Origin of the sequence: Bacteroides sp. NSJ-48, from assembly GCF_014287405.1 — a bacterium.
Lineage (GTDB): Bacteria > Bacteroidota > Bacteroidia > Bacteroidales > Bacteroidaceae > Bacteroides > Bacteroides stercoris.
The window spans coordinates 1-18092 of record NZ_JACOOD010000062.1; the positions used below are offsets into that span (position 1 = coordinate 1).

The window sequence follows — 18092 nt, forward strand, 5'->3', positions numbered from 1 at the left end:
TATAATTGGAATATAGCAACTTGTTGCCAAATGCATGAGGAAAAAGCAGCATAGCCAAAAGAAAATATAGCAGAACTTAAAATATAAATGAGGTTGTGCCAACGTTTTGACACAACCTCCAATCTGCATTATCCGGCAGATTTTAGTTCTAAATACTCACGGTAACAGATTATTTTCCTTTAAGTAAATTTTATATCCTTCATAGTTATTGGTTCCCTTCTTAAAGGTAACCCAACTGAAGTTGGTGATGTGTTCTGTAAAGAGACCTGCCACCAACAACTGTTCTTTCAATTCAGCCCAATCTTTCGCCTTATAAGGAACATTCGGACAGTTACAGCTTTTGAAAGATTCGATATCCACACCAAATATAACCCCATTCTCATCACAAGCTTTTTTAACTTCAGCATACCAGTTAGGCAAATCCACATCAAAGTCAACCAAACAACGGCCACCAATATCTTGTAAATAAAGATGGTCAATATTCGGAGTCTGTTTGAAAATACGTCCGAACCATTGTCCACAAAGATCAGCCGGCAAACCTCTCCATAAAGCAGGAGCAATAGATACTGGCTTATTGGATTTAGTCTTGATATAAGAAGCAACACCTTCCAAATACTTAGCCAGCATAGAAAGTGCCGGTTCTTGTTGCCATCCTACCGGATAAGAACCATCATGGAATTCTTCGGTGATGTACCAACCTACCAGACAAGGATTGTTTCCAAATTGTTCATAAACCTCATCAAACAACATCTTATTCCGTTCTGCATTGATGTTGTATTTAGTAGGATCAGTAGGGTCGGTCTTGCTATAATCACCCGGATACAATCCCAAAATGATTTTCATACCATTGCGTTCAGCAGCTTCAAACATTTTATCGATGATGTCACACTTCACTTGTACCCAGGGCAAATTAGTGTTCTTATAGAAAGATACATTGGTTTCATCATGATTACCGGTAAACTGCTGAGAATACTGAATAATCCACGTATCAATACCCACTTCTTTACTATCTCTAAATTGCTGATCCCAATCTTCATTCTCATACGCATCTTTATTCAACTGAATAAAAATACTTGAGAACTTAGGTGTACCTCCCTTTAATTCATAAGAGGTGAGCTGCTCCAAGTTATCAATTTGGCATTCTCCTTCCCAAGCCTTGCCGGAAGTATTTTCAATTTCAATACGGAAGCCCTCGTTGCGATTCATGAGCAGCGTATCAGATTGGGTACCTTCACCCTTCTTGTACAATTTAAATGCACTATAAGGCATAATCAAACGAGTCCAACCATCTTTCAACAAAATTTCAGTATCTTCATAAGCAAAATAAGACCAACGTCTGCGAGTGTAATCGTGAGGAGCTTCTGCGCTAAATTGCTTTTCGTCTTCCATAATGATAAAACGGAAAGTAGCATTCTGATTATGGCGGTTACCTTTTACCCAAATGGATAATCCTAGGGGATGGAAAGACAAGTCTACACGATAATCACCCCAACGCTGCTGAAAGTAAACCTTTTCAGGTGTACCGTCTTCGGATTGTCCTGTAAAGTTATACATCAGCTTAAAGCTGCCTGCCCCTTCTTTGGGGTCATCTCCTAATTCATAATCCAAGTAAGCTTTGCCAGCTTCTTTATCTGGATTAGAAATATCATAAATCTCACAAGCTAATTCATCATAAGGGTTAATAGACTTCACAGCCTTAGTATGATTGATAATCTGTTGTTTCTCTAGAATCAAATCATAACCATCGATTCTATATCCTTTATGTATGTCATCACTGCAGGATACAAATGCCAAAAACAGTGCTGATATTGATAATAAAAATGATCTTTCCATAATTGAATTTTCAAACTGTTAATTACATGTTTCATTTATAAGAAATACTTCTCGCAGTATTCAACCATTCCTAAAGCATAACATTCGCTATGCTTTAGGAACTGGCACTAAATACTATTGCGGATAATAATTCATCTTATACATTCTGATTCTTGACTCGTTTGTATCATAGCCAACAATAGTAGATGCAATATAGATATCATATCCTGTAGAAGTGGCTTCCTTATAGACTGCAATATCTCCCCAACGATTATAGTTGGTAGGTGCAATCTCATCACCACTGAACAAACAGAATTTATCGTAACCATCATCTTCCGGAGAAAGTTCCATCATGCTACGCTTAGTAATTTCAAACACCTTAACTCTGGCATTTGCCCAAGCTGTATAACCTTGTTCTATGAATGCTACAAATACATCATTGTTTACAGTAAACACCTTAAAGTCCAAAATCTTATAGGCATGACTTTGAGGATTCATCTCGGTAACTTCCATATACGGTGAGAAGATGTGAAAACGACTACCCTTCTTACCTTCTTGTGTTTCATCATCTTCATCTGCTGTAGAAGGGGAATAGAATGACAAATAATGATCGGAATCATCATCCAATGAAGCACGTTGTACTTGAGCACGATCCCAGTTACCACCAGCAGGTCCGTAACGCAATGTGTTCGGTTGATTAGCAGGAGTTACCAATTCTCCATCCTGCAATTCCCAATAATAAATAGTCATCATTCCTGGAGCCATACCATAAATAAATGCTTTACCTGAAGTTACATCTCCTATAACGCTGAATTCATAACCCAAATCATCCGGACAACCATCCCCTGCTGTATAATCCAGCAACAATATGTGTTCTTTCTTGGTTTCATCATAATAATATACCATAAATCCAGCACCATACGTATTATCACGAGCGGTCACCAAATGACCGGCATCGTCAGTATCAGCTTTCATCATAAATGAGCGAGCTGCCTCGATAGTAGTAACTGAAGAACCTGTCTTCATATCATAACGATAAATCTTTCCATCGTACTCTTGTACATTCAATCCCTGAGCATTGATAGCCAAACCAGTGATATTACGGCTAACAATATTCAACTCAACGGCATTTTTATCCCACAACTTACTGAAGCGTGTTTTCGGAGGCGTGGGTAAAATTCGAATCGTATTGTGATGTTTATTACCATTTACATCAATAACAGTAACAAATACAGGATTGGTGAAATCTGTTTCGCCTTTAAATGGATTTTCCATATAACAGTTGTGTTCCAGACTCACTGTACACATCAAACGAGTCAAATCCAAAGGAGCGTCATCTGTAGTAGGCACCTTTACTGTGATTTCTTCATTTTCCTCATAAGGACCTTTCTTTGTAGCCGAATATTCTGCAGGATTACCCGGAATCTTAATAGTAACATTCAACAAACCATTGACTTGATCTGTTCGTCCTTCAGCCAAATCAGGAGACTCACAAGAAGCCAAGGCTCCTATAAACAGACATGCTAATATCGTAAGTTTATTCAATAATTTCATAACCTTAAATTTAATTATTTCCACTCATCAAATTGTTCACATGCAGTGTTCTGTTGCAATTCCGACAACGGAATAGGAAAACGATTGTATTTTTCCAAATATACACGCGTAGAACCGGCATCACAATCCACTACTTTATATTCATAAGTACCTTCACTAGTCTTGGTGGGTTTGATTCCCTTCATATGAACATCATTCAGCAATGTTGTACCCAATCCCCAACGGCGGATATCCCAAAAGCGATGTCCTTCAAAAGCCAACTCAATCATTCTTTCATGACGAAGCAATTTCATAAACTCAGTCTTGTTCTTAGCAGATTTTGCAGGCAAATCAACTCTGGCACGCACTTCATTCAAGGCCTCCAATGCTGCAGGAATATCCCCTTGTTCTGCCATAGCTTCTGCATAAATCAACAAGACTTCAGCATAACGCATATAGTAATACGTCAAGTCCGTTGCTCTTATGCCATTCTTAGGTAAATTCTCATCAAACAACTTGCGCATATAATAACCAGTACAGGTAGTACCACCTCCTAATGCATAACCATCGTTACATCCCTCATAGGTATAAAGCGTTTGCCCCTTCCAAGGTGCACCGTTATAAAGAATCGATGCATAGAAACGCGGTTCACGACCTACATACGGATTCGCTTTCATTGTAGGATCAGACCAACTGAACTCACGTCCATCTGCCATTTCGTAAGCAGATACCAAATCCTCAGTAGGACTGGCTTCTGCATAACCTCCATCGCTGGGTGGACAATAAAAATAATCAAACGAATAGTCCATCTCATCATCATAAGAATAACCACATTCTATAATACTTTCATTATTATCTACACGCGCACTTCTTCTGTTCATGAACAATTCACCGTAACCTTTATCTGGACGGCTAGGATTCTTATACAAAGCATAACCTAACTTCTTCACTTCCAAAGCAGCATCGGATGCATCTTTCCAACGTTGCGCATAAAGCATGGCACGAGCCAACATTCCCCAAGCTGCACCTTGAGTGACACGTCCAGTATGAGTAGCTTCTCCCCAAGGATCTTTGGTAGCATCATCCCAACGCTTGGGCAGATATTTCGCAGCAAACGTCAAGTCTTCATAAATGAAATCCCAACATTCTTCAGGAGTACAACGAGCATGGTTCTTTTCTCCCATTACCGGAAGTTCCTTATGCAAGATAAAGCTGGCACCAAATCTTTTAGCCAAATCAAAATTCACTAATGCACGGAAAAAACGGGCCTCAGCCTCAGCTTCATTAGCTATGCTCTCTGGAAAATTACCTCTATGTTCTGCCAAGTTATGCAAGAATCTACAGCAAGATAGTTGCCATGTATGACGGTTATCCCAATTATTGAAAGGATTAGCGGCAGGAGTAATCGGAGCAGATCCAAAAACAAACAGGTTTTCTGAATCACGTGGCCCATTCATCTTTAGAATATCCGTACATGCATCATTCTCTACCTCACTTCCGTAATAACCTCCAATCAACGAATAAAAGCCATTTAAATTTAAACGTAAATTGTCAACATTTGACCAAGCTACATCCTCTGAATAACTATCCGTCAAAATTGGGTCGATATTACACCCCATCAATGACAGCATTGCGAATGCAGTAACAGCAAGAATTTTATTTTTTGATTTCATTTTCTTCATTTTTAGAATGTAACATTTAATCCCAATTCATACGTACGTTGTTGTGGATAGTATCCTTGATTAACACTCGGCATTTCAGGATCCAAATGCTTCAAATGGGAAAATGTTAACAAGTTACCACCAGAAACATAAAAACGTACTTTTTTAATGCCTGCCGGTGTAACCCATTGAGATGGCAATGTGTAACCAATCTGCATACTTTTCAAACGTATGTAGGTACCATTTTCCACCCACCAAGAAGACATTTTACCACCATTATCCCGTGAAACAATACCCAAACGAGGATATTCTGCATCCGGATTATCAGGACGCCAAGAGTTTTCCACCAAATAGTAAGGAGTATTACCATCACAATAAAAAGGTTTTGTATAGAAAGTATTATCGTAACCTACATTCGCATACATTCCACAGAGATTCACATCAAACAAAGCCGCACCTTGCCACAACATAGAGAAATCTATACCTTTCCACTCAGCTCCGATATTTAAACCAAACATCATTTCCGGTGTACTACTACGACCGATGGGTACTCTATCCTGATCATAGGTAATCTTACCATCACCGTTGATATCTTTCAGTTTAATATCACCAGGAAGTGTAGGACCATAAACTGCGCTGTGTGCAATTTCTTCTTCCGTCTGGAACAAACCTTCTGCTACAAATCCCCAATACTCACCCATCGGACGTCCAGTACTACGCATATAATTAGGTACATTAGGATCTTCTGTCATTTTTAAAATCTTATTACGTGCCCATGAAATGTTACCACGAACATTGTAGCTAAAATTTTTAATACAATTATGGTGTGTCAACACCAATTCAAAACCACGATTATCATGAGAGCCATAATTCGTATAAGCAGGATAATAATCTCCCAAAGAAGGTGGGAAGCTGGCAGACTGCGATTCCAATGAACGGGTTGTCTTCATGTAGAACACATCTAATTCTACCCCCAACAGGCCATTCCACATACTTGACTCAATACCCACATTATACGTATCTGTCAACTCCCATTTCAATAAGGGGTTAACTGGACGACTGATACCCAAATACTTTTGAGGTGTATTACCGAACAAAACAATAGGGTCTGTAGACAAACTAGCGGTTGAAAAATAAGTCATTGTATTACTAATAGCTCTATCACTACCCAAACGTCCTGCCGATGCGCGAATCTTCAAATTTTCCATAAAAGGAACGGCTTCCTTAAAAAAGTCTTCTTGAGAAACACGCCATCCTACAGAGACACCGGGAAATACACCCCATCTGTACTTCTTAGGCAAGGCCGTCGAAGCATCGATTCTACTTGTTATTTCCAATAAGTACTTATCATCATAAGAATAATTCAAACGCAAAACATAACCGGCACGTTTATCTATGCCATGACCACCCTTCACCAAATTATCGTTAACTTTTTGTCCCCATGACATATCCATGATATCGGTAATAGGAAAATCTTCTCTACCCGCTGATAAACTTGAAAATTTAGAATTTGTAAATTCATACAAAAACAAACCAGATACAGCATGTTTCCCGAAGTTATTAGCGTATTCAATCGCTGGCTGAATGGTATATTCCTCTGTTTCAGTAAACCACTGGTTCAAGGACGCTGTACTAGCAATTCTGCCTTTTTCAACCCCCCAACTACGAGTACTTTGATTCCAACAATTCAAATCATAAGGCAAAAAATATTTCTTACGCATAGCATAATGCTTCACATATGAACCATTCAACTTCACACTTAATCCTTTAACTGGCAATTGCCACTTCATAGAGACATTTCCTTGGAAATAAGTTTTCTTATTAGTATTCTTACCAGAAAGGTCACGAGCGGCAATAGGGTTGTTATTACCGTTACCATCCAAGTTCAAGCTACCGACAGGAAGACCGTTGTATTCAGAGCGCAAGTAAGGGTAAGACAGCATAGCCTGCTGGAAAATAGAAGCATAAGTACCCGGACCGGCACCAGCCCCCGGCTCGCTATCTGTAGAAACATAACCAGACAAGCCTAAAGACAAATCAAAATTATCGGTAATCTTTGCATCCATATTGGAACGGAAGTTATACTTATCATAAGAAGTTTTATCAATGATACCCTTTTGATTATAAGCTCCAACAGAAGCAAAGAACTTTAATTTATCTGTACCACCTGATACAGATACATTATTAGTATAAGTAGGAGCAACATCTTTGAAAAGCAAATCAAACCAATCGGTATTACCATATACCTGTTCGTCAGAGCCAGGATTTTCAATACGAGCTATTTCATCAGCGGAAAAGCGCAAACTTTCTTCTGCTACTCCATCCATACGCTGTGCTGTATTGTACCAATACGCAAAATCGGGACCATTTAGGAATTCCGGAAAATTTGTATTCTGACTTAAAGTAACCGAAGAATTCACGGTAACCGTAGGCTTCTGTACTGTACCACGTTTCGTAGTCACCAAAATAACACCGGCAGCAGCGCGCACACCATATACAGCAGCTGCAGTAGCATCCTTCAAGATAGTAATTGATTCTACTTCATCTTGTGAGAATGAGGGAAAATAGTCCGTTACAACACCATCGACAACAATCAAAGGGTCACCGTCACCAGCACCATTACCACGGATATACAAACTAGATCCATCTTGACCCGGTTGACCACTGCTCTGCTTTGTAATCAAACCCGGCAAACGACCGGCCAACATATTAGAAAGAGAACCACTAGGAGCCATCTTCAATTCTTTGTTACCTACTTGAGAGATAGCACCGGTAACACTACCTTTCTTCTGTGTACCGTAACCTACCACTACTACCTCGTCCAGCAGTTCTGAGTCTTCTTTCAAAACCACCTTCAAAAGTTTTCGACCTTTCAAAGTCACTTTTTGGGTAGTATAACCCACATAAGAAAAGGTTAAGATTTCCCTTGTGTTCGGCACGGTAATAGAGAAATGACCATCCACATCGGTCACCGTACCTGCCTTACGATTCTCTGTAAACACAGACACACCAATCAACGGATTATCCATCTCGTCGAATACACTACCCTCTACCTTCACCTGAGCATTAGCGCCAGCACTAATCAAAGCAAATAACAAGAATAGCCAACAAAAATACTTGTTTTTCATTTTATATTAGAATTTTATTAATTAGTATCATTTCTTATCCAAATAAATGTATTCCAATGTCTTCCAACATTGATAGAGTCCTCTTGGCACATGGAAACAGCCTTTCCACTTTCCACCCTTCAACGGTAAGAGCACTTCCCCACGACGGTTCAGATAACCATACCATTCAGGATGTTCGGCATCCTTAAAATGCGTCCATGTGTAATCGTGTACTTTTTCAAACCATTCCAGGCATCTTTCATCGCCTGTAAACTGATAACCTTTCAACATGGAAATCAAGGTTTCAATGTGTACCCACCATAATTTCTGATCCCATTCCAACTGCTGGGGAGGACAACCTTTGCGGTCCATGAAGTAATAAATACCACTGAATTCCTTGTCCCAACCATACTCCAACATTTTCAAAGCTGTGTCCTTAGCCTTTGCTATCAATTCCGGACGGTTCAAACGCTTGCCTAAATCCATGATAAACCACATGGCTTCAATGGCATGACCGGGAGTTACCTGACGACCTTCAAAACAATCAACCAACGAATTGTCACCATTCAGATTTTCTACAATAATACCGCCTAATTCCGGACGCAAGAAAGCTTCCATCACCTCATGTATACATACATCCATGGTTTTCACCAAGAAATCTTCATCGAGCAAATGTTCTATTTCCAATGCCAAATTACAAAGAATCATGGGCAAGGCAAAGCCCTTCAGATTACGAGTTCCGGGATGCAGCTTGTTCCACTTGCCTTTCGGATTATCTACCTTTGACAAAACAATATCAAAAGTCTTTTTGGCTATATCAGCATATTCTTGATTACCAGTGGCCAAGCTTAACTGACCAAAAGCCATGGTGGCAAAGGTGTAAGAGAATATGTTATAAGGCTCAACCAACGGGTTGCCTTGGCGATCTAGAGAAAAATACCAATTATAATTACCATCGTGACCGTACTTTTTCAGGAATTCTCCTCCATGAATAGCACAATCGAGCCACTCCTGACGCTTCTCTACTTTATTATAAAGCATGGAGAAAAGCCATACTTCACGACCTTGCAACCAAATGAACTTATCTGTATCGAACACAGATCCATCGCGGTTCAAGCAAGTGAAGTATCCGCCGAACTCGGCATCTTGTGAATGTTCCAACCAAAAAGGAAGTACCCGATCCAGCAGTTCTTCCTTATACTGTTCTGCTAACTGTTTAAAATCTACCATAATATTGACTTATTTAATGGTTAATATAATATGTTCTTACTTCGTATAAGTCACCACTTCTCTCACCCAAATATCAGCACTTTTCACTGGATTTAACCATTTACAAGTCAGCGTGTAATCTCCTTCAGGCTGTTCATAGTTGAAGAACAATTCATGTTTACGGTGATTGTACTTCAAAGGCAACTCGCAAGTTTCTACCAGTTTATCGTTAAAGTAAACTTCTAACTGAGCGACATAATCTTCAGGAACATTTTCACCTTGCACGGCTCCCTTGATAACAGCACCTATACCATGGAATTTAATTTCCGGGAACTTAGCTACCCAATTCTCTATAGATATGCGCTTATCAAGCTTCAATCCTTCAAAGCTGATTTCAAGCGGTGCGGCTTTCGGTTCCTGATAGTTGATTTCTATCACATCCTGATTCACCTTCCCCCCCTCGCGTTCAATAAAACGTAATGCCTGTCCGTAACTCAACTCGCAACCTTTATTAAAACTTACAGTATTATTGAAAGGACGATCGGCTACTTCCATCAAAACGGTTCTATATTTTTCAGGCAATTGGTTATAACCCAACATGGTAGCAATGATACCACCTGAAGAAGCTGGATTACAATCTGAATCCTGACCGGCACGTGTAGAAATATCAATGGTACGTTCAAAATCGCCTTCACCATACAGCAGGCCCAAGACAATGTAGGCACCATTCACGTAGGCTTCAATATTAAAAGGTACTTCTACACCATCGGGACAAGCGATATCGGCGGTTCCCCATTTGTTTTCAATCTCTTGCCAACATTTTTTCCAGTCTGTAGGATATTGCTGATGCCAACAGATAACGTCGCTCATGCATTCATGGAACTTACTTTCAGCCGGTACCGACTTCAATGCTTCCGTAACAATGAAATTCACGTCATTGCTCACATAAGCCAAGGAATACATGGCCGCTACATATACACCACCATACCAACCGTCGCCACAAGCCATGATGTGCCCAGCACGGTCGCAGATATCGACTGCACTATTCACCATACCCGGTGTTACAATACCGGCAAAATCGGCTTCAATCTGGAAATCCAAGCAATTGGCATGCGGATTGTTTTTCCAATAACCACTTTCGCGAGCAGATAAACCATGCAAGAGGTTGTATCTGGCCTGCTGATTGGCATGACACAAAGGATATTCTTTGGCTAAGAAATCTACGGCAAAAGAATCAGCAGGGGTATCCAAGCCACAACGCTCCATGGTTTCGATGAAGGTTAAATCCACATACACATCATCGTACAAACCGCCACCACCATCAAACCATTTTTTTATTTCACCCGGTCCCCAAGGCATCACTATCGAATCCGGAATCATAGTAGACAGATAGCGGAACTCTGTAGGACCTCCATACGTACAGCCGATAACCTGACCGGCCCAAGCACCTTTTACCTTATCAAACAGAGCATCTTTTGATAGAGTAAGATTCAAATTCTCGTTTTGAGAACCACCACATGAGCATAAAGTTACCACCAAACAACCACTCAATAAAATTTTTCTAATTTTCATCATATCTATTATTAAGGTCAATTTTTTGTTTTCATCCAATAACGTTCAATCTCTTCCAATGATTTTCCGGTGGTCTCCGGCACCAGTTTCCAAACTATCAGCATGTAGGGAATACACATGGCAGCAAACAGGAAGAATGTTCCGGCGGGGGTAAGATTTTGGAGCATCCAGGGGGTAAGCTGCCCAATCAGGTATGTACCTATCCACAATGCAAAACCGGCAATGGACATGGCCAGTCCACGCACCCGGATTGGATACATTTCGGAAAGCAATACAAACACGACTGCGCAAATGGAAACCGCACAGCAAAACACATAGAACAAAAAGAAAACTAGCAGGAATAGGCTTGAAATGCCCCATGATTCTCCGGCAATAAAATAAAAGCCTATCAATACCAATGAAAGAATCATGCCTGAAACACCGTAATACACCAATTTCTTACGACCCACTTTATCAATAATGGCAAGAGCCAGTACAGTAGTCAGGGTATTGACCAGCCCCACCAACACCTGATAGAACAAGGAATCGCCACCGGAAAGGCCAGCCCCTTCAAAGATGGAAGGACCATAATACAAGACTGCATTCACTCCCATAAACTGTCCGAGGATGGCTATACATACACCAATAATAACGGCTTTCATAATACCCGGCGACAAAAGCAAGGACCACTCTGATTGGATTTCGGAAGTAAGAACAGACTTCGTTTCGTTCAATTGCACCAACGCTTCTTTGGAAGAGCTGTAAATGTGCTCCAAAATATTGACCGCACGCTCTTCACGATTGCGGACAATCAGCCAACGCGGACTTTCCGGAATAAAGAAGACAATGACAAAGAACAGCAAAGCAGGCAAAGTCTCCATTCCCAACATTCCTCTCCATACTTCATTCACAAAAATCCAGTTAAACCAGTTATCGGCAGCTCCTGCATGGGTCTCAGCATACATAAGCAACTGATAATTCATTAGATAAGCTCCTAAAAAGCCAATGGTAACCGCTAATTGATAAAGTGATACCAAGCGTCCACGGTACTGAGCTACCGACACCTCGGATATATAAAGAGGGGACACAATGGAAACCACACCGATACCTACACCTCCGACAATACGGTAAACCACCAACTGATTGAAATCTGCACATACCGCACAACCGATAGCAGACATAGAAAAGAGTATGGCCGACAGAATCATGGTACGTTTACGACCAAGCTTGTCACTTAAAATACCAGCAAAGAGCACTCCTACAATGGAACCTATCAACGCACAGCCCACATACCACCCTGACGACATGGTATCTAAATTAAACTGAGCGGTTACCTTGGCAATGGTACCGGAAATGACTGCTGTATCATATCCGAAAAGAAATCCTCCCAAAGCTGCCACAACAGACAAGAAAACTACATAACCAATATTGACTGAAGATTTCATAGTATAAAATTTATCGATTAAATTCAAATTATTCTTTTACAAGTTGCTTATAAACAGAACCGAAGCGATCGGTCACCAGTACTTCTATGCGAGCCTTTTTATCTTTAGGAACAGCCTTAAACAAATGATTGGTAGGGAAAGCATTCACCCAAGGTGCTCCCATCTTTTCACGATCGGAAAAAGCTTCTACAGCAGCCGGATCCAAACCTTCACAACGGGTCATCTCACCCATACAAGTACCATTCTCGATCCACTCTACCTTCCACTGCTCATCCCAATTCCAAACATTGGCCAGCACTTCTTCGGGAAACTCTTTCGAACTACCCGGAGCATAAGCCTGAAACTGGTATTCCAGCGGATAATCTACCGCTTTGTAGTACCACTTCACCTGATTACCATCTACCTCATAAAGTCCAAAGCCTTGGGGGGTACCGTCAGAACAAAGCATGGATTTCCAAAAACCTGCACATACAGCAGCTGTATTGTGTTCCATTAACCGGTCGTTGAACACCACGTTACCGTTCACATGTGTATGTCCGGTAATGAGGTGTGCCTCATGGTCTTTCAGCAAAGCATACAGACTATTGGCATTGCTTGTCTCGTCAGGCAGCAAGGCATTGAACTTGATGTCCTTGGTAGTACTGGAAGGAATATGCATCATTACAAATACCAGATGATCTTTCGGCACCAAAGCCAAATCTTTCTCCATCCATTGCAGGGTACGTTCATCAATGTAACCTATATAACGATAATCCCTATTGATATAAAAACAATTGTCTAGTATAATATAATGTGCCATTCCACGATTGAAAGAATAATAAATGGGACCAAAATAGTCCTCATAAGTCTTGTATGAATGTTCAAAAGAACGTACACCTATTTCCATATCATGATTTCCTATGATACGGTAAACAGGCAATCCCAGACCGCCAGACACTTGAATGTAATCTAGGTATAAATTAGGAGTATTACCCACAATGTCACCACAATCCAACACGAAGGCATCACGCTCCTTGGCATACTTTTCCATAAAGGCTCGTGCCTTACCTACATAAGAACGATAACTGTCTAAATGCTCCTGACAGCTGACTTGCACATCAGTCTGTACCATAAACACATGCTTCATATCATCTTTCAGATTCCTCTTCAATTCAAAATCATACTTTAAACGGCCTTTCTCAAGCGGGAAAAAGAAAGCGATATGCCCACCACCCTCTTGCGGCAGATAACCTGCAGGCGTGGAAAGATATACAAACCGAGCATCCCGGTTGCGCGGCAACTCATAACGCCCCTGAGCATCAGTCAGCACCACGTCAAAACCATCTGTCACCACAACACCAGCAAGCCCTTTGCCTTTACAGGTCACCACGCCTTCAACGGGATCTGGATAAATTGCAGCCTGCATGATTGAGACAACCAAGAACAGACAACAACTGCAAAACAATCTGAGCATAAAATTCATAATCACTTAATATTGAAATATTCCTTATACCTATTATACAAGTGTCCTGCCTGCAAATATGCTGATTGAGGACTCATAAAATGAGAAAACTCAAAAGTGATGGCCTTGTCATAACCGGCTCGCTTGGCAGCCTCTAGCTTCATCCGTAACTTGTCAAACTTAATAGGCAAAAAGTCGATGGGCATGTCACGATCAAAGGTTTCAGCGTTTGTCCAACATTTCATGCCATACTTATCAGCCAGCTTTTTGTTCACCGTAAAGAAAGCATCCAGTTCATCGTAATCGATATGTCCGTCTTGAAAAGCACAGGCGTCAACCACATCATGAATGCCATCGAAAATTTCATTCCACTCCCTTTCATGCTCCTGAACAGAAACCGCATCCTCCTTTGTCAACTTATCTGTACCCATCACAGCCTTTTTCCCGTCAATCCACGGCGAGATGAAAGTGGGCAGACCTCCGGAAACGTCCTTGCACTGCTTGCCCATAGCATGGAAAGCATCGATAGCTCCCTTAGTGGCACGGCTTATCTCACCGCTAATATACCAACCTCCAAAACTCTTGTATTTGCTGCCATAGTTCCGCCAGACCTCGTCTATCACGTATTTGTTATCCTCTATCTCCCAAGAAAGGTCACCCGTATCCCAGTAACGTCCTGAATCATAGAGACCAAAGTAAAACTTCATGCTGTACTTATCCGCTAGGCGAAGGAACATATCCAGCAAATCGACAGAAGGCATATAACACCCTTTGCTCAATAAATGCGCTGAAGGATAAGTGATGAATTTGCGATAGCCCGACCGGATCATTATGACCGTGTCAATTCCAATACTCCGCATATACCGAAAATCCTGATCCCATTCCCTTTCCCCCCAATTCTGATGGGGAATATCATGGGATATCTCATCCAAGAACGTGCCGGTAATTTTAAGTGCATCACCCATGGGGACCAGCATGGAAGAGGTAGACTCTTGAGAAAAGAAACAATCTCCATCACTCTCTCGCCCTAACAATGAAGGGGCTATGAATGCAGACGCACCCAACAAAGCGGTCCTCTTTAAAAAATCCCTGCGTGTTTTCATTATTAATAAAATTAAGATAAACTATTATATATAAAACCTATTGAATACGCTTTTTTAAGATAAAAATCAATTATGCTTTCCATTGTTTTAGATATTAATTGTTATTATTCAATTATCATGCTGCAAATATATATATATTTATTATCTTTGCAATAATTAATAAAGTATTTGATTAATATATAACCAATTCTTAACACATATTAATGTGTATATACTAAATAATTTATATAATAACAAATTAAATAAACAATACTTCAAACTAATTAAGCCAAATATATCAATATATTAAATCAAATAGAGCAAATAATATAAAAACACATATATATGAAACAGAATTTATTAAAAGAAATGGAAGCCGGGAGCAAGAATGCACTCTTGAAAAAAAGGATCATCACACATTATATATATAATGGAAGCTCCACTATTACCGATTTGGCCAAGGAACTCGATCTTAGTGTGCCCACAACCACCAAATTCATCAATGAAATGTGTGAAGACAACTATATTAACGACTACGGGAAACTGGAGACTAGTAGCGGCCGCCATCCAAGTCTATACGGACTCAACCCGGAATCAGGATACTTCATTGGGGTAGACATTAAGAAATTTGCCATAAACATCGGACTGATCAATTTCAAGGGGGATATGGTGGAAATCAGGATGAACATACCGTACAAGTTCGAAAATACACAGGAAGCTTTGGACGAACTGTGTGCACTCATCCGAAGCTTCATAAAGGGAACGGAAATCAACGACAAGAAGATAATGAATATCTGCATCAACATCTCCGGAAGGGTAAATCCGGAATCAGGATATAGTTTCAGCATGTTCAACTTTTCAGAGTGTCCTTTGGCAGATATACTGACTGAAAGGATAGGATACCCGGTCTGCATAGACAACGACACAAGGGCCATGACCTATGGAGAGCACATGCAGGGATGCGTCAAAGGGGAAAAAGACATCATCTTTGTCAATATAAGCTGGGGGCTCGGAATCGGCATCATCATAGACGGAAAGGTATACACGGGAAAATCCGGATTTTCCGGAGAGTTCGGACACGTCAATGTTTTCGACAATGAAATACTGTGCCACTGCGGCAAAAAAGGGTGCCTGGAAACGGAAGCCTCAGGGTCGGCACTGCACCGCATCCTGTTAGAAAGAATCGGTAGCGGAGAAAGCTCCATACTTTCAAAACGGACCGCAGAAAATCCGCCCACATTGGATGAAATCATCACCGCAGTCAACAAAGAGGACTTACTATGCATTGAGATAGTGGAGGAAATAGGCCAAAAACTGGGAAGGCAAATAGCTGGATTAATAAGCATATTCAATCCGGAACTAGTAATAATCGGAGGTACACTATCATCGACAGGAGACTATATAGTGCAGCCAATTAAAACAGCAATAAGGAAATACTCATTGAATCTAGTCAACAAAGACGCCACGGTGACTGTTTCCAAGCTAAAAGACAAGGCTGGGGTAGTTGGGGCCTGCATGCTGGCACGGAGCAGAATGTTCGAAATTTAAGATGGACGCTGCCGGTATAATGGGATTGACAAAGAGTATATCAAGAATGCAACCATCATATACAATAAATTGAAAAAGCAAGGCGGTAGTTAGTTACTGATAAAAGCACAGAATAAACCTGCATCATGATAACCGATTTCCAATACTGCCTCATATTGTGAAATTCGAAAATACAAATTATTAAACTGTTAATAAAGGGAAGATGGAATCTATAGATATACTCGGAAATATTACGAACATAACGAAGATTTTGGAAAATAGCCCCTAAGATAGGGACAAAAAAGCAAAAGGAAAAGTCAACTAATCTCAGAGCTCTCCAACATATTCTACGATAACGTCATTAGTAGGTACTGACCTCCCAATGACCAGCTAAACCGGATGCGCTTAAAGCGAATCACTTCCCTTTTTCAACTCATAACCTGCTGTGCATTTTTTATCAGAGAATGCACAGCAGATATGCTCTTTGGCCATGTTTTCTTCTGTTAGAATGATGTATTTAGATAAGCTATTTTCCATGACTTAGTTTATTTTATCGGTATATGTATATTTTTGTGATATTCTATTCTTTATTCTCTTTTGAATAATTGATGTATTCCTCAAAATGTACTCCAGGCTGTTGTATAAAGTTCTGTCCCTCCATATTTGCCCCATATACGCATATACACTAAATATAGTCCTTCGAAACTTTGGAGTTCAGCATGCAATTCACACTCCTTTCTATTATGTTCGCACTCTTTTAATCACATCCTTAATCTACTGATATATGTTTTGGGAGAAATACCAAATTATTTCTTAAATGCTTTGGAGAACAATTACGGGTTATCGTAGCCGACTAACCCAATCAAATTCTGTAAACTCATGTCTTCAGTTTGCATATATAGTACAGACCGTTCTACATGTTGCCTTGCCACATAAGGGTATAATGGTTCATTCAGAACAGAGCTCATCATACAAAGCAATTGCCGTTGAGACACATTTACTATATCGGCTATTACATTCAATTGCAATGGCTGATGCAAATTAAACTTTATGTAATCAATTATTTGATTAACTTTCAGCTTGTATATATTTTCAATGCTACTTTTCATCTATAACTATATAATTTGTAAATATATAGAGTTTATACAAATATATGATTGTCCAATCTCGCTAATTTCATAAATTTTAGTGCAAGATGCAAGTATACATCTATTGACACTAATCTTAAAATTCTTATTTTCAACGGATTTCATAATCAAAAGTTACCATAAAGAGAGATGAAAGGGGCAAATAAACGGATGCATAGCATTCTTTTAGACATAAGAACAGAAGGATATAAGAGGAGATGCTTGCCAGATATATGATGTGATATGGGTATGATGTGATACGATATAATATCCTAAAAGCAAAGAAAGAGAAATACTTCACAAGTATAAAATAATCCCCACTAAAAATCTGCTGACCCCAAGAAAGCAAGCAAAACAAAGAAAAGAAAAGCAAGCAAAACAAGGCAAGGCAGACAAATGAACTTAACTTCTCTGTTCGGAATGATAGCCCGAAAACAAGAAAGCCCCTGCATCTTCCGATACAAGGGCTTCTCTCTAAAAAAACGGCGACTACCTACTCTCCCACTGTTACGCAGTACCATCGGCGTGACTGAGCTTAACTTCTCTGTTCGGAATGGGAAGAGGTGGAACCTCAGTGCTATAGTCACCTGAATAAGG

At 40.2% G+C, this 18092-nt stretch carries 10 protein-coding genes, 1 rRNA gene and 1 pseudogene; 1 reads left to right on the forward strand and 11 read right to left on the reverse strand.

Features of this window, described 5'->3' with window-relative positions; all coding sequences use genetic code 11:
* Positions 1–156 precede the first annotated feature (156 nt).
* The 9 genes from H8S52_RS18285 to H8S52_RS18325 all read right to left on the reverse strand — a co-directional run bounded on the left by H8S52_RS18285 (position 157) and on the right by H8S52_RS18325 (position 14862).
* Entirely contained in the window at positions 157–1833 is a 1677-nt protein-coding gene (locus H8S52_RS18285; protein WP_117667172.1) for a DUF4434 domain-containing protein, read from the reverse strand.
* Between the two features lie 114 nt (positions 1834–1947).
* Positions 1948–3366, reverse strand: coding sequence for a DUF5018 domain-containing protein (locus H8S52_RS18290; RefSeq protein ID WP_186910354.1), 1419 nt, complete (start codon positions 3364–3366; stop codon positions 1948–1950).
* Positions 3367–3380: 14 nt separating this feature from the next.
* Positions 3381–5018 carry a RagB/SusD family nutrient uptake outer membrane protein gene (locus H8S52_RS18295; RefSeq protein ID WP_117740761.1) on the reverse strand — a complete coding sequence of 546 codons (1638 nt, stop codon included), beginning with the start codon at positions 5016–5018 and terminating at the stop codon, positions 3381–3383.
* An 11-nt stretch (positions 5019–5029) separates the two neighbouring features.
* Positions 5030–8134 carry a TonB-dependent receptor gene (locus tag H8S52_RS18300; protein WP_117956050.1) on the reverse strand — a complete coding sequence of 1035 codons (3105 nt, stop codon included), beginning with the start codon at positions 8132–8134 and terminating at the stop codon, positions 5030–5032.
* 27 nt (positions 8135–8161) lie between these two features.
* Positions 8162–9343 carry an AGE family epimerase/isomerase gene (locus H8S52_RS18305; protein ID WP_186910355.1) on the reverse strand — a complete coding sequence of 394 codons (1182 nt, stop codon included), beginning with the start codon at positions 9341–9343 and terminating at the stop codon, positions 8162–8164.
* Between the two features lie 36 nt (positions 9344–9379).
* Positions 9380–10894: an ADP-ribosylglycohydrolase family protein gene (locus H8S52_RS18310; protein WP_117667180.1), complete on the reverse strand. Its 1515-nt coding sequence runs from the start codon at positions 10892–10894 to the stop codon at positions 9380–9382.
* 17 nt (positions 10895–10911) lie between these two features.
* Positions 10912–12318, reverse strand: a complete 1407-nt coding sequence (locus tag H8S52_RS18315) for a sugar porter family MFS transporter (RefSeq protein WP_117667182.1) — start codon at positions 12316–12318, stop codon at positions 10912–10914.
* A 28-nt stretch (positions 12319–12346) separates the two neighbouring features.
* Positions 12347–13723, reverse strand: coding sequence for a calcineurin-like phosphoesterase C-terminal domain-containing protein (locus tag H8S52_RS18320; protein ID WP_255470122.1), 1377 nt, complete (start codon positions 13721–13723; stop codon positions 12347–12349).
* Positions 13724–13782: 59 nt separating this feature from the next.
* On the reverse strand, positions 13783–14862 hold the full coding sequence (locus H8S52_RS18325) for a DUF4434 domain-containing protein (protein ID WP_117740755.1): 1080 nt from the start codon (positions 14860–14862) through the stop codon (positions 13783–13785).
* 324 nt (positions 14863–15186) lie between these two features.
* Between H8S52_RS18325 and H8S52_RS18330 the strand changes: the two genes are divergently transcribed.
* Positions 15187–16389 (forward strand): ROK family transcriptional regulator, encoded by a 1203-nt coding sequence (locus H8S52_RS18330; protein WP_117667771.1) that lies wholly within the window; start codon positions 15187–15189, stop codon positions 16387–16389.
* A gap of 402 nt (positions 16390–16791) precedes the next feature.
* Here H8S52_RS18330 and H8S52_RS18335 read toward each other — a convergent pair.
* Positions 16792–16905, reverse strand: a pseudogene (locus tag H8S52_RS18335) (GNAT family N-acetyltransferase); the annotation flags it as partial.
* A 1070-nt stretch (positions 16906–17975) separates the two neighbouring features.
* Positions 17976–18086 (reverse strand): 5S ribosomal RNA (gene rrf / locus H8S52_RS18340).
* Positions 18087–18092: the final 6 nt, after the last annotated feature.

Excerpts from the sequence above, each read along its gene's own strand:
- H8S52_RS18290 (WP_186910354.1), bottom strand. The coding sequence starts at position 3,366 with ATGAAATTATTGAATAAACTTACGATATTAGCATGTCTGTTTATAGGA.
- H8S52_RS18295 (WP_117740761.1), bottom strand. The coding sequence starts at position 5,018 with ATGAAATCAAAAAATAAAATTCTTGCTGTTACTGCATTCGCAATGCTG.
- H8S52_RS18325 (WP_117740755.1), bottom strand. The coding sequence starts at position 14,862 with ATGAAAACACGCAGGGATTTTTTAAAGAGGACCGCTTTGTTGGGTGCG.
- H8S52_RS18330 (WP_117667771.1), top strand. The coding sequence starts at position 15,187 with ATGAAACAGAATTTATTAAAAGAAATGGAAGCCGGGAGCAAGAATGCA.
- H8S52_RS18320 (WP_255470122.1), bottom strand. The coding sequence starts at position 13,723 with ATGCAGGCTGCAATTTATCCAGATCCCGTTGAAGGCGTGGTGACCTGT.
- H8S52_RS18285 (WP_117667172.1), bottom strand. The coding sequence starts at position 1,833 with ATGGAAAGATCATTTTTATTATCAATATCAGCACTGTTTTTGGCATTT.
- H8S52_RS18310 (WP_117667180.1), bottom strand. The coding sequence starts at position 10,894 with ATGAAAATTAGAAAAATTTTATTGAGTGGTTGTTTGGTGGTAACTTTA.
- H8S52_RS18305 (WP_186910355.1), bottom strand. The coding sequence starts at position 9,343 with ATGGTAGATTTTAAACAGTTAGCAGAACAGTATAAGGAAGAACTGCTG.
- H8S52_RS18315 (WP_117667182.1), bottom strand. The coding sequence starts at position 12,318 with ATGAAATCTTCAGTCAATATTGGTTATGTAGTTTTCTTGTCTGTTGTG.
- H8S52_RS18300 (WP_117956050.1), bottom strand. The coding sequence starts at position 8,134 with ATGAAAAACAAGTATTTTTGTTGGCTATTCTTGTTATTTGCTTTGATT.